Source organism: Maribacter sp. MS6 (genome assembly GCF_056839185.1).
This window is the reverse complement of sequence record NZ_CM166389.1, coordinates 3,921,722-3,934,362: the sequence shown is the minus strand read 5'-3', so window position 1 is coordinate 3,934,362 and position 12,641 is coordinate 3,921,722. Positions and strand designations below refer to the sequence as shown.

The window sequence follows — 12,641 nt, the reverse complement described above, 5'->3', positions numbered from 1 at the left end:
ATATTGTTTACAAGTTATTGTCCATTATTTGATGCGCATCTATTAATGGACCGCCATGCATAATTTCCTCCGATGCCAAATTAATAAATTTGTCGAAATTTAGATGAAACGAATGTGCCAATTGAATGGCCTTACTTACATAGGCTCCTTTTTGCAACCAAGTATTCATGGGATCTAACATTTCGGAAGGAACGTTATGGCAATACTTAGGCATGTGCAACCCAAAAATGGGATGCTGCTCGTAGTCCACCTTTTCCAATTCCCCCTCTAAAATAGATGAAATCATCGCCCTTGTGTATTTGAGTTTAATTCTAGAACCAACACCGTAAGGACCTCCGCTCCAACCCGTGTTGATCAACCAAACATTTACTCCTGCCTCGGTCATTTTTTTACTTAGCATTTCGGCATATACAGTGGGATGTAAGGGCATAAATGGCTCACCAAAACACGCCGAGAATGACGGTACGGGCTCGTTGATACCAGCCTCTGTTCCAGCGACTTTTGCTGTATAGCCAGATATAAAGTGATACGCGGCCTGCCCGGGTGTAAGCTTGGATACCGGAGGCAGTACACCAAAGGCATCGCAGGTGAGAAAAAAAACATTCTTCGGGTTTTTGGCAAAAGAGGGCATTACAATGTTGTCTATATGCTTTATCGGATAGCTTACCCGTGTATTCTGGGTTATGGAACTATCAAAATAATCTACTTCTTTGGTACCTTCTTTAAACACTATGTTTTCTAAAAGTGCTCCTGGACGAATAGCGCGATAGATATCTGGTTCCTTTTCCTCGGTAAGGTCAATGACCTTGGCATAGCATCCACCTTCAAAGTTAAAAATGACATTATCGGCAGTCCAACCGTGTTCGTCATCACCAATTAATTTTCGTTCTGGATCTGCGGATAGCGTCGTTTTTCCCGTTCCGGAGAGCCCAAAAAATATAGCAGTATCCCCAGCTTCACCTACATTGGCGGAACAATGCATAGGCAGTACATTTTTTTCAATGGGAAGGATAAGGTTCAAAGCAGAAAAGATTCCCTTCTTCATTTCTCCAGTGTAAGCAGAACCAGCAACCAAAGCTACCTTTCGCGTAAAATCGAGTATTGAAAAGTTCCCGCTTCTTAGACCGTACATTTCAGGATTTTTCGCCTCATAACCAGGAGCGCATAAGACCAACCACTCTTCCTTAAAATTCTCTATTTCATAATCTTCCAAGCCAATGAACATATTTTTGACAAAATAGTTGGACCATGGATATTCGGTAACCGTACGGACGTTCATCCGATACTCTGGATGGGCGCATACATAGGCATCACGTACATATACCTCTTTTCCCGATAAATACTTCGCTACTTCATTATATAGCATTTCAAACTTATCGGATTCCAGCGGTTTATTGATTCGCCCCCACCAGACCTTATCCTTGGTATAGGCATCCTTTACCAAGAATCTGTCCTTTGGCGATCTTCCCGTAAATTTCCCAGTAGTAATACAAAGTGTTCCGTTATCGCTTTGGGTTCCCATCCCCTTTTCTATTGTAATTTTTTGTAGGGTATCCGCATCCAAATTCCAGTGGGCGGTAACATCTTGCAATCCATACCTACTGAGATTGCTATTTTTAGGTGTTTTTGATTTAATTTCCATACCGTAAAGGTTTTATTATTAATACTATATTAAAAGCTCGTAAACGTGGCACCAAAATAATGGGGACCTGAAAAGAGCTACTATTTTAGTTAAAGGAGACCACATTCAGCAATACTATTCTAAAAACGAACTACATATTCGTAATGACGAATTTGAACGATAGCCTGTGTAAAAATTAAATGGTTTTATCAATTGCTAAAACAGGTATTGGGGAATGTAACGTTAACATTTGGGTAAGTTGGCCTTCTGACGATTTACCGTTGGCCATATGGTTTCTTGGAAGAATCGCAATCATATCAATATTCTTTTCGGAAGTATAGGTCAAGATTGCTTCCAAAATATCAGGATTTTTAATAAAAACATGCTCTGAATAAAAATTTTCGAGATAGTATTGTAATGCATTTTCGTTCTTTTCATCTATTTTAGAATAGCCATAAGATTCCGGTTTATTTTCTACGGTAATCACGTGAACCTTAGCATTGAATTTACGTGCTACGTGTAATAATGTATTCAGTACTTTAGTGTTTTCTATTTCCTCTTTACCTAGTACCAGGGCAATGTTCTTTAGTCTAAATTCTTCCAAAACAAAAGGTACTACCAATACAGGACATTCTGCTTCTAAAACCAATGTTGACGTATTACTTAGATCCTCGTCCCAAACGCCTAAAGAACTAAAAGTACCCATTATGATAAGGTCTATCTCTTTGGCTTTTTGGATTTCAATGATGGTGTCCGTCAAGCTGCCGCTTGCAGTGATCCATTCTATAGGCTGCTTAAGCGATGCTTGATGTTTCTCCTCTGTTGTCTTAAACTCCTCCCTCAGTTTTTCTAAATTTTGATCCTCCGAAATATAGGCCAAAACAATTTTTTGATTTTCATCTATGCCTATATAATCAACCGCATAAGCAAGAGCCCGTTTTGCAGTTCTAGAAAAATTGAACGGAATTAAAATGCTACGGATTTTCTTCATGACTACACTTGGTTTTACGTTTGATACACTGTAAAAATAAACGCACTTTGGCAAATAAAATATGACAGGCGTCATATAAACAAAAAATCCATTTAATTGATACTGGTGAGAATTTAGCACATTTTGAGCGCAATGAATCGCTCATACCTTAAAGTATTAATTACATGAAAGATGGCCCAATAAATAGGAAGCTACTGTACTAAAGATGTTCCTATTTTGAATGGATTTCAGTTGACCTATTTTAAAATTATAAGTCTTTTTGCATTACAGGAGATACGTTACTAACTTCGAAAAAATATGAACTACAAGCTATATTTTCTACCCTAAAAATCGTTTTGAAAAGTTTATATTTGGTTTATGCGGGTATTTCAGAAAAACAGCAATATTTTCAACCTTCTCTCGGAAGGAGTTTCCGAGGGAATCGTTGTTGTAAATACAGAACAGCTTATTGTGGCAACCAATACCGCAGCCGAGGAAATGTTCGGATATAAGAAACATGAGCTTTTAGGAAAGCCACTTAATGTCCTAATTCCAAAAAAATATCATCATACCCATAATACGAACGTTCAGAAGTTTATAGCTAAAAACGAAAAACGCAGAATTGAGCATGATCAAAATCTATACGGTATTCGTAAAAACAGTCATGAATTTCCGGTAGAAATAGGGCTCAATCCTTTTCAGGTTTACGGTGCAACATACGTTATGGCATTGATTATAGATATTACCGACCGTAAACGAAAAGAAAATGAACTGCATCATTGGGCACGTATTTTTGATGAATCGTTGAACGAAATGTATATTTTCGATGCCGATACCTTTAGTTTTAGAAATGCAAATAAAGAAGCGTTAAGAAACATTGGTTATACTATCGAGGAACTAGTAACAATGACCCCTGTAGATATTAAGCCAGAATTGAATAGACCTACCTTTCGTAAATTAATACAACCCTTATTACAAGGCAAAACGGGTAAGGTAGATTTCGAAACCACACACCTAAGAAAAGACGGAACTTCCTATCCAGTAGAAGTGCATCTACAACTTTCGGAGATAGGAGAACAAAAGTCCTTTGTAGCCATTATTTTGGATATTACAGAGCGAAAGAACTATACCGAAACACTTGAGAAAAAAGTAGCAGAACGCACAATTCAACTGTCTGAGGCGCTGGCAATAGAAAAAGAGCTAAACGAGCTAAAGACACGTTTCCTGTCCTTGGTTTCCCATGAGTTTAAAACACCTCTAAGCAGTATTTTAACCTCAATTACCTTGTTGGGCAAATATACCCAGACCGAGCAGCAAGCAAAACGTGACAAGCATGTGGAAACGATAAAAAATAAAGTAAAATACTTGGATACGATCTTAAACGACTTCCTTTCCGTAGAACGTTTGGAATCTGGCAAAGTAAACTACACTATTGAAAGTTTTCCTTTAAGCAAAGTGATTAATGAAGTGGTATATGATTGCAATATGTTACTAAAAAATGGGCAAAAGATTCTGTATCCAGATAATATAGATGAACTTATTGTACAATTTGATGAAAAAACACTGGCGTTGGCCTTATCCAATTTAATTCACAATGCAATAAAATATTCTTTGGAAGACGCGATAATCGACTTACAGGTAGAAATTGAAAAAGAAAAAATAGTTCTAAAGATTATCGATGAAGGAATAGGAATACCTAAAGGGGACCAAAAACATATTTTTGACCGCTACTTTAGGGCAGAAAATGTCCTTTTGACCCAAGGTACCGGTATTGGATTGAACATAGCAAAACAGCACCTGGAAAACTTAGGTGCAAGCCTTGACTTTTCAAGTAAAGAAAACCAAGGTTCTATCTTTACCGTAAGCATTCCTAAAAAACATAATAGCTAGTAGAAAATGAAACGAATTTTATTGATTGAAGACGATACCGTCTTACGCGAAAACACGGCGGAGCTTTTAGAGCTTTCGGGCTATTCCGTGATAACCGCCCCAAACGGAAAAATTGGTGTCGCAGCAACCAAGCAGTATCTGCCCGATATTATTGTTTGTGATATTATGATGCCAGTGCTCGATGGCTATGGGGTTTTGGAGCATTTATCTGCCGATGTAACTACCAAACAAATTCCCTTCATCTTCCTTTCTGCTAAAACGGAGCACAAAGAAATACGAAAAGGAATGGATTTGGGCGCGGACGATTACCTCACCAAGCCATTCCTGGAAGAAGACCTTATTAGCGCAATAGAGAGTAGATTGGCCAGGACTAAGCTTTTAAACAGTATGACCGACGCTAACCCTAGCAATACTGAAGTTTCGGAAGATGAAATGCGCACCTTGCACGAACTAAAGAACTTTTTTGATGACAATGGAGAAGTTACAAGTTATGAGGAAGGTGAAACTATTTATCTAGAGGGAGCCCGCGCCGCTAACATTTATTTGATATTAAAAGGGCTGGTAAAGGGATACAGTATGGATACTGATGGTAAAGAACTGATTACCGCACTCTACAGGGCAGATGACTTTTTAGGATTTACCTCTTTTCTAAATAAGAGTCCTTATAACGAGACCGCAACTGCAATAGAAACCGTAAAATTAGCAGGGATTTCAAAAGAAAACCTGAAAGCTATATTGGAGAAAAATAAAAATATATCTTTTGAATTGATGGAGCTTTTAACTAAGAATATTACCCTAATTAAAGCACAATTGTTACAAATGGCCTACAGTTCTGTACGAAAAAAAACAGCCCAAACACTATTGCAGTTTGCTAACGTAATGAACACCAATTCCAAAGAGCCTATTAAAATTTCACGTAGTGATTTGGCAAGTGTAGCAGGTATTGCACCCGAAAGTCTTATCCGAACACTTTCCACTTTTAAGAAAGAAGGACTTATAGCTATCGAAGGTCGAAATATTCGGATTAGGGAGCTAAAAGCACTACAATACGTAAATTAACTCAGTTAGCACCTAACAAATCAAAACCGTTTCACCTGACAAATATCATTTTATACGCGCATTCATAGGCTTATTTTTGATTACCAAGCCTTGTAAATGAAAGACATTTTAATACCCACAGATTTTTCAGCTAATTCCTGGAATGCCTTAAAATATGCCGTATGCTTATTTAAGAACGAAGCTTGTAATTTTTATATGCTACATATTGGTTCATTAAAGGATTCGGATACGAAGAGTACTTCTTTTACATTACCTTCCGAAAAAAAGAGTCCGTCTGCCAAAGAACGATTACATGTGATTTTTAAACGTATCCAAGAGTTACCCTTTAATGAAAAACATCATTTTATTGCGCTTCAGGAATACGGTAACTTTATTGATATCATTCGCAAAACAATAAAGGTGAAAAAAATAGCACTTATTATTATGGGAACCAAAGGCGCCTCTGGTCTTAAAGCAACCGTAATAGGAAGTAATACAGGTGATGTAATTACGAAAGTACTCTGCAATGTGTTGGTCATACCCGAAAATGCAGCCGCCACTAAACCCAAGCAGATTGCCTTCCCAACAGATTACAATCTTTTTTATACACACCGCATCTTAGAAGCAATTACCGAAATGTATCGAATTTCGAAAGCCCGTTTACACGTTTTGAATGTTTCCAAAAGCAAAACGCCTCTAACAAATACGCAAGAGATACACAAACTATATTTAAAGGACTACTTGGGAGAACTATTCCCTAGCTCCCACAATTTTCATAACATATCCGATAAGAATGTAAAAACGGCTATCCTTAATTTTATTGCCGATAACCAAATAGAAATGGTAGCGATGGTAGCTAAAAACCTAAATTTTTTCCAACAGCTTTTGTTTGATACCACCATTGAAAAGTTAAGTTTTCACACCACAGTACCAATGTTAGTCCTACATGAGTAGCATTCTAAATTCGTGACTCACCTAAATCATAGTTCTTATTATCGCCTTTATCAAGTAACTATTTAACAAGAGTATAAGACGTACTAGCTTTCTCTAAAGTAACTCGCTAAGGAGATACGTTTTGATGCAAAAATGCTGCTTTTGTTATTTATAGCATAGCGCGCAGTCATACTTCTTTGGCCACCTCGTATACAAATGATATATATCATAGTAATTATGTGAGAATAAAAATATTTTTGAATAGTTATAAAAAGACATACTATGCGTACGATATTGATTCCCACAGATTTTTCACAGAATGCAATGCATGCCATAAATTATGCTATTCAACTCTACAAATGTCAACGAACTCACTTCTACTTCTTGCATGCCTATGCGGATGAAGTATATGGTCCTTTTAAAAATAACTCGGACGAGTCGATAGCCAAACTAAAAAAAAGCAGTCAAAAACAAGCGGATGAATCGCTAAAGCAAATAATAGAGGAACTAACCCAAAAACACCATAATCCCAAACATATCTTTGAGGGTATTTCTGCCTTTGAGTCTTTGGTAGATGCGGTCAATGATTTCGCGAACCAAATAAATATAGACTTGGTAATTATGGGCACTCAAGGCTCAACGGCGAACAAGGAGATTACTTTCGGTAGCCACACCGTACAGGTATTCAAATATGTACAATGTCCCGTATTGGCTATTCCGGAACATTACCAGTATCGGCAACCAAAAAAAATAGCGTTTCCTACAAACTATATGCTGCCCTATAAACGAAGAGAATTAAATCTTTTGAACACTTTGGCAGCTGAATTTAAATCAAAAATATATTGCCTTTACATTTCAGATTTTGAAGATTTAAGCCATAGGCAGGTAGATAATAAACGTTTCCTGCAAGAATCATTGGCCGATGCCTTTCTATTTTTTGAAAATGTACCGGTAAAGAACAGAAGTGAGGCCATTATGGAATTTATTTCACACAATGAAATTGACCTTTTAGTTATGGTCAATTCACGGCATTCCTTTTTAGAGGATATGCTTTATCGATCAACAGTAGATGAAATAGGCCTACAGCCAAAGGTTCCGTTTTTAGTTATGCAAAATCTAGCCCGATAATGATTAAGATTTAAATTATGAAAAAAATAATACTTCCCACGGATTTCTCAGACAACGCATGGAACGCCATATTCACAGCCCTAAAGCTTTATGCCAACGCAGAATGTAAGTTCTACATAGTGCACGCTTATGAACCACAGGCATTGAACATGATAGGACGTAAAGGCCAGCAAAGATTAGGGGTTATTTACGATTCGTTATCTGAAAATTCAAAACGGGAGTTAGGTAAAACATTGCTTTACCTTAACCAAAATCATCATAATCCTAAGCATAGGTTTGAGACTATCTCAAAATCGGATACGCTAGAAGAGACCATAGAGTACCTACTCCTAAAAAAAGATATTGACCTTATATGTATGGGTACCAAAGGAGCTACTGGTGCAAAAAAGGTTTTTATGGGAAGTAATACCGTTAAAGTATTAAAGAAAATTAAGGACTGTAGCATCTTAGCCGTACCGGAAGAATTTAATTTTCAACAGTTAAAAACACTAGCTTTTCCTACAGATTTTTCGAAAAAATACGAAAAGAAACAACTGGCACCGATGATAGAGTTGGCCAGGCTATGGAATACCAATATACAGATAGTACACGTAGCGGTAGAATTTGAACTTAACGAGCAGCAGCTCATCTATAAAAAATTGTTGAAAGAGCGCCTAGGCGATTTGAATGTTACCTTTAACAATATCGATTTTGAAATCGACGTAGAACATACCCTCAAAACATATATGGATAGCACGCAGATAGAAATGATGGTATTGGTAAAGTACCACCATAGTTTCTGGGAAAAAATTATAGGCGAGCCAGTGGTTAAGAAAATGACCTTTCATACCAACGTACCCCTTTTGATTCTTGCAGAATAGAAAGCCCTTAATCCTACGGTTATTAAAAACTATGATGAAAAGGCGTTTTTATTTATATGAATCTTACCGACTATCGAAGCAACCAAATTATTGGTATAGCCAAAAATACGCTCTGAAAGTACTATAGCACCAATAAACGTTGCTTCGTTACAATTCAAAAAACAGATACAAATGACGATTATCATTTGAAAATAAGTTCCCCCCAATTATTTTTAAGCATAAATAATGTCTCAGATGAAAAATATACTGATACCAACAGATTTCTCGGACAACGCCTGGAATGCCATTAGTTATGGTATTGCTTTATTCAAAAAGGTGAAATGTACTTTTTATGTTGTTCATGTGCATCCCACGGCAACCTATGTAGGTGGTGAAGCAACCGTAATCACCGCGCCCAAAATACTTGAAGACCAAATTTTAGAAGAAAGCAGAAAAAAATTAAACGAGGTACTTCAATCGATAGAACGGTTACCGGTCAACACCAGGCATACGTTTAAAACAAAACTATTGTATGGTTTTTTTACGGACCATATTAAACAGTTTGTCAAAGACAAGAGTATTGACTTAATCGTCATGGGTACAAAGGGTGCGTCCGGTTTTAAAGCGGTTTCTATGGGAAGCAATACAGGGAACGTAATTACAAAGATACCTTGTGCAGTTTTGGCGGTTCCAGAAGGTGCAAGTTATACTAGGCCCAAGGAAATTGGGTTTCCAACGGACTACCAATTGGGTTATGATACAAAGGTCATGGAAAACATTAAAGAGCTGATGATCATACATAAGGCAGCCTTGAGGTTTATGCACCTCTCCAACCAAGGAGATACCTTGAGCACCCTTCAATCTAAAAATCGTGATTTTTTAAAGGATTATTTCTCCAATACCCAATATTCCTTTCATACCCTAAAGGGAAAAAAACTAGACGAAGCGGTTCAACTTTTTGTAGAAAGTCGAAATTTGGATATGATAGTAATGGTTGCGAAGAATCTAAATTTTTTGGAACGCATTCTCTTTAGACCAACAGTTGAAAAAATAAGTTATCATACTACTGTTCCATTTTTGGTACTACACGAATAGAATATGGACGCCATAATAATCTATTCTTGAACCTAGGTATAAAATAATAAAGACCGTATTCAGATATTTTATGCTAGGAACCTACTATAACGGACTGATATATATCATAGGCAAATACCAAATAGTAAAATATATTTATGGTAGGAATAAGAATTAGATCACTATGGACAAAAGAATTTTAATACCTACAGATTTTTCAAAAAATGCCTTAAAAGCAGTGCGGTACGCGTTAGATTTATACAAAAAACTGAATTGTGAGTTCTATTTTTTGAACGTATTTAAGGTAGAAAGCTTTACTACCAACAACTTAGCTATTGCGGAGCCTGGGAGCGCGGCGTACGAGACTGCCAAACTCAAGTCTGAAGAGGAGTTTAAAAAACTATTGGAGATGGTAGGGTTACATCATGACAATCCTAAGCATACTTATTACACAATTTCCACATTTGATTTTTTATCGGAAGCCTTGAGGCGCACCATAGCTGAAAAAGATATTGACCTGGTCGTCATGGGAACGCGTGGCGCAACGGCCAATCGAGAAGTTATCTTTGGTGGTAATACTGTTAATGCAATGGAAAAAATCAGGGAATGTCCAGTTTTGGCCATCCCATCGGACCATCAATTTAAACCACCGGTAGAAATTGTTTTTCCAACGGATTATAAAACTGCATTCAAGCGCAGGGAACTAAAATACCTTATTGAAATTGCACTCATGTACGGGACCGCAATCCGCGTGCTTTATGTAAGCAAAAAGACCGACCTCAGTGCGTTACAGGAAAAGAACAAAAATCTTTTAACCGAAATACTGATGAGCGTGGAACACAGTTTTCACGTCTTATCGGAAAAGGATGTTTCAGATGGAATAACTTTATTTGTAGCAAGTAGAAATAGTGATATGATAGCCTTTATAAATCATAAACATTTTTTCTTTGGCAGCGTATTTTCTAGGCCATTGGTAAAGGAGCTAGGGTATGATGCTACCGTACCCATCTTGGCATTACATTAAAATTAGGGTTTAAGAGATACATGAGAATTTAGAAGGGTAAGGAAAAACCAATTAATGAAGGCTGTCTAGCTTACTGTCAAGGTACTAAACCGTTACGCGTCAATAAGACATTTTCTAAACCGTCATATTCACATGGAAGAGTGACCGCAAACTTAGATTACGTTACCTAACACACCTTAGCAAACATCACGAAATTTAAACATGAATAGCAAGTTACTTCCATGATGGTTTATCGTTAATTGGCCATAGCTATGCTTAATTGGCCATAAAAAAGAACCTTATGAAAGCTTTGTCTCAGAATTGTATACATAGAAATACTTGTTACCGCTAAGGCCGCAAGAGTAGTTTTTGAATCAAATTGATATACTAAAAGAATCTGTATGGATGAGCTTTTACTTTTTTTTGATCGCCCTATTGTTTTAAAGATCACCAAACTAATTCTATGGATACTCTTCATAATTGTAGTCATTGCATTTTTACGTAAGCTCCTTAAGCGACGAATAAACGATGCCGCCATTCGTTACAAAGCTCAAAAAGGAGTTGAAGTTGTAGGTTATATCCTTATTGTAATTTTAATACTCTTGAGTTTTACAGTAGAAAACCTAGCTGATTATACCATTATTATCGGTCTATTTACCGCTGGTATTACATTCACCTTACAAGAACTAATCTTAAGTATTGCAGGTTCTTTCTATATCTTTTTTGTTCGCGTATATAAACCAGGGGACCGGATAGAAATAAACGGGATTAAAGGTGATGTTATTGATATTGATAGCATTTATACCACTTTAATGGAAATGGGCGAATGGGTCAGTAGTGATAATTATTCCGGGAGAATAGTGAAGATCAGTAATGCTTTTGTGTTCAAAGGCCCCATAAAGAACTACTCCATGGACTTTCCGTTTGTTTGGGACGAATTGAATATCCTTATTACGTATGGTTCGGATGTGGAAATGGCGAAGAAAATCATATTCGAAACCGCTACTGAACTGCTAACCGAATATACCGAAACCTCTTTAGCAAAATGGAAGGAAATGGTAGCGCGCTACTACATAGAAGATGCAACCTTGAAGCCTAGCCTGGCTGTAACCCTAACAGATAATTGGATTCAGATAAACCTACGGTACATTACCGACTATAAATTAAGAAGAGGTACAAAACACCAATTATTCGAACGAATAGAAAACAGGATTTCCGAAACGAATGGCAAGGTAACCTTAGCATCCACAACCATACAATTACTCAAAATACCGGAATTGGAGGTGAATCTAAAAAAATAATATGAATCAAGACATTGAAATTATAAAATCCTCTGGTGAGAAAGTAAAATTTTCTTTGAACAAACTTCGTAATTCTCTAAAGCATAGTGGAGCCAATCATAATTTGGTCGAAAAAATTGTTGATAGTGTTCGCGATGAGCTTTACGAAGGAATTACTACCCATGAAATCTACAATAGAGCCTTTGCACTGCTTAAAAAGGAAAAGAACTCGGTCTTTGCATCCAAATACAAATTAAAAAAAGCAATTTATGAGCTCGGACCAACTGGGTTTCCGTTTGAACGTTTTATGAGTGCCATTTTGGAATACTCCGGATTTTCTACCAAAGTAGGTGTTACTCTAGAGGGTAACTGTGTAACGCACGAGATAGATGTAGTAGCCGAAAAAAAGGGATGTACTACTATTATTGAGTGTAAATTCCATGGTGAAGAAGGACGTAACTGCAACGTAAAAGTACCATTATATATCCATTCTCGATATAATGATGTCAAAGCCCATTGGATCTCTAAAAAGAGTCAAACGAACACTTTGGATCGTGGTTGGGTCGTGACCAATACCCGGTTTACCACACATGCGATTCGCTATGGAAAGTGCGCCGATCTCTATTTACTAAGTTGGGACTATCCCAAGAATAATGGTCTCAAAGATCGCATAGATAGGCTCGGACTATATCCGATAACTGTTTCAACCTTGTTAAGCAACCGTGAAAAAAACTTTTTGTTAAGTAGGGATGTAGTACTCTGTAGACAACTATGGAAAGATAAATTTTACTTAGATCACCTTGGTGTCTCAAACCTAAGAAAAGAAAGAATTCTTGAAGAAATCAAACAACTTTGTAATCAATAG

Annotated in this window: 11 protein-coding genes; 9 read left to right on the top strand and 2 right to left on the bottom strand. The window is 37.0% G+C overall.

Annotation, left to right across the window (positions count from 1 at the left end; genetic code table 11):
* Positions 1 to 7: 7 nt before the first annotated feature.
* Together pckA and MS6x_RS17190 are read right to left on the bottom strand one after the other, a co-directional pair.
* Positions 8 to 1,642 carry a phosphoenolpyruvate carboxykinase (ATP) gene (gene pckA, locus MS6x_RS17195; protein ID WP_482603791.1) on the bottom strand — a complete coding sequence of 545 codons (1,635 nt, stop codon included), beginning with the start codon at positions 1,640 to 1,642 and terminating at the stop codon, positions 8 to 10.
* 175 nt (positions 1,643 to 1,817) lie between these two features.
* Positions 1,818 to 2,612: a universal stress protein gene (locus MS6x_RS17190; RefSeq protein WP_482603789.1), complete on the bottom strand. Its 795-nt coding sequence runs from the start codon at positions 2,610 to 2,612 to the stop codon at positions 1,818 to 1,820.
* Positions 2,613 to 2,969: 357 nt separating this feature from the next.
* Between MS6x_RS17190 and MS6x_RS17185 the strand changes: the two genes are divergently transcribed.
* The 9 genes from MS6x_RS17185 to MS6x_RS17145 all read left to right on the top strand — a co-directional run bounded on the left by MS6x_RS17185 (position 2,970) and on the right by MS6x_RS17145 (position 12,641).
* Positions 2,970 to 4,481 (top strand): sensor histidine kinase, encoded by a 1,512-nt coding sequence (locus MS6x_RS17185; RefSeq protein ID WP_482603788.1) that lies wholly within the window; start codon positions 2,970 to 2,972, stop codon positions 4,479 to 4,481.
* Between the two features lie 6 nt (positions 4,482 to 4,487).
* Complete coding sequence (locus tag MS6x_RS17180) at positions 4,488 to 5,540, top strand: response regulator (protein WP_482603787.1); 1,053 nt, start codon at positions 4,488 to 4,490, stop codon at positions 5,538 to 5,540.
* Between the two features lie 96 nt (positions 5,541 to 5,636).
* Positions 5,637 to 6,473, top strand: coding sequence for a universal stress protein (locus MS6x_RS17175; RefSeq protein ID WP_482603786.1), 837 nt, complete (start codon positions 5,637 to 5,639; stop codon positions 6,471 to 6,473).
* A gap of 261 nt (positions 6,474 to 6,734) precedes the next feature.
* Complete coding sequence (locus MS6x_RS17170; protein WP_482603784.1) at positions 6,735 to 7,580, top strand: universal stress protein; 846 nt, start codon at positions 6,735 to 6,737, stop codon at positions 7,578 to 7,580.
* Between the two features lie 17 nt (positions 7,581 to 7,597).
* Positions 7,598 to 8,440, top strand: a complete 843-nt coding sequence (locus MS6x_RS17165) for a universal stress protein (protein WP_482603782.1) — start codon at positions 7,598 to 7,600, stop codon at positions 8,438 to 8,440.
* 234 nt (positions 8,441 to 8,674) lie between these two features.
* Positions 8,675 to 9,514, top strand: a complete 840-nt coding sequence (locus MS6x_RS17160) for a universal stress protein (RefSeq protein ID WP_482603781.1) — start codon at positions 8,675 to 8,677, stop codon at positions 9,512 to 9,514.
* 163 nt (positions 9,515 to 9,677) lie between these two features.
* Complete coding sequence (locus MS6x_RS17155) at positions 9,678 to 10,517, top strand: universal stress protein (RefSeq protein WP_482603780.1); 840 nt, start codon at positions 9,678 to 9,680, stop codon at positions 10,515 to 10,517.
* A 380-nt stretch (positions 10,518 to 10,897) separates the two neighbouring features.
* Positions 10,898 to 11,797 (top strand): mechanosensitive ion channel family protein, encoded by a 900-nt coding sequence (locus tag MS6x_RS17150; protein WP_482603779.1) that lies wholly within the window; start codon positions 10,898 to 10,900, stop codon positions 11,795 to 11,797.
* Between the two features lies 1 nt (position 11,798).
* A complete protein-coding gene (locus MS6x_RS17145) occupies positions 11,799 to 12,641 on the top strand; it encodes an ATP cone domain-containing protein (protein WP_482603778.1) in 843 nt (280 codons plus the stop codon).

Coding starts and splice junctions, on each gene's coding strand:
- pckA (WP_482603791.1), bottom strand. CDS start 1,642: ATGGAAATTAAATCAAAAACACCTAAAAATAGCAATCTCAGTAGGTAT.
- MS6x_RS17190 (WP_482603789.1), bottom strand. CDS start 2,612: ATGAAGAAAATCCGTAGCATTTTAATTCCGTTCAATTTTTCTAGAACT.
- MS6x_RS17185 (WP_482603788.1), top strand. CDS start 2,970: ATGCGGGTATTTCAGAAAAACAGCAATATTTTCAACCTTCTCTCGGAA.
- MS6x_RS17180 (WP_482603787.1), top strand. CDS start 4,488: ATGAAACGAATTTTATTGATTGAAGACGATACCGTCTTACGCGAAAAC.
- MS6x_RS17175 (WP_482603786.1), top strand. CDS start 5,637: ATGAAAGACATTTTAATACCCACAGATTTTTCAGCTAATTCCTGGAAT.
- MS6x_RS17170 (WP_482603784.1), top strand. CDS start 6,735: ATGCGTACGATATTGATTCCCACAGATTTTTCACAGAATGCAATGCAT.
- MS6x_RS17165 (WP_482603782.1), top strand. CDS start 7,598: ATGAAAAAAATAATACTTCCCACGGATTTCTCAGACAACGCATGGAAC.
- MS6x_RS17160 (WP_482603781.1), top strand. CDS start 8,675: ATGAAAAATATACTGATACCAACAGATTTCTCGGACAACGCCTGGAAT.
- MS6x_RS17155 (WP_482603780.1), top strand. CDS start 9,678: ATGGACAAAAGAATTTTAATACCTACAGATTTTTCAAAAAATGCCTTA.
- MS6x_RS17150 (WP_482603779.1), top strand. CDS start 10,898: ATGGATGAGCTTTTACTTTTTTTTGATCGCCCTATTGTTTTAAAGATC.
- MS6x_RS17145 (WP_482603778.1), top strand. CDS start 11,799: ATGAATCAAGACATTGAAATTATAAAATCCTCTGGTGAGAAAGTAAAA.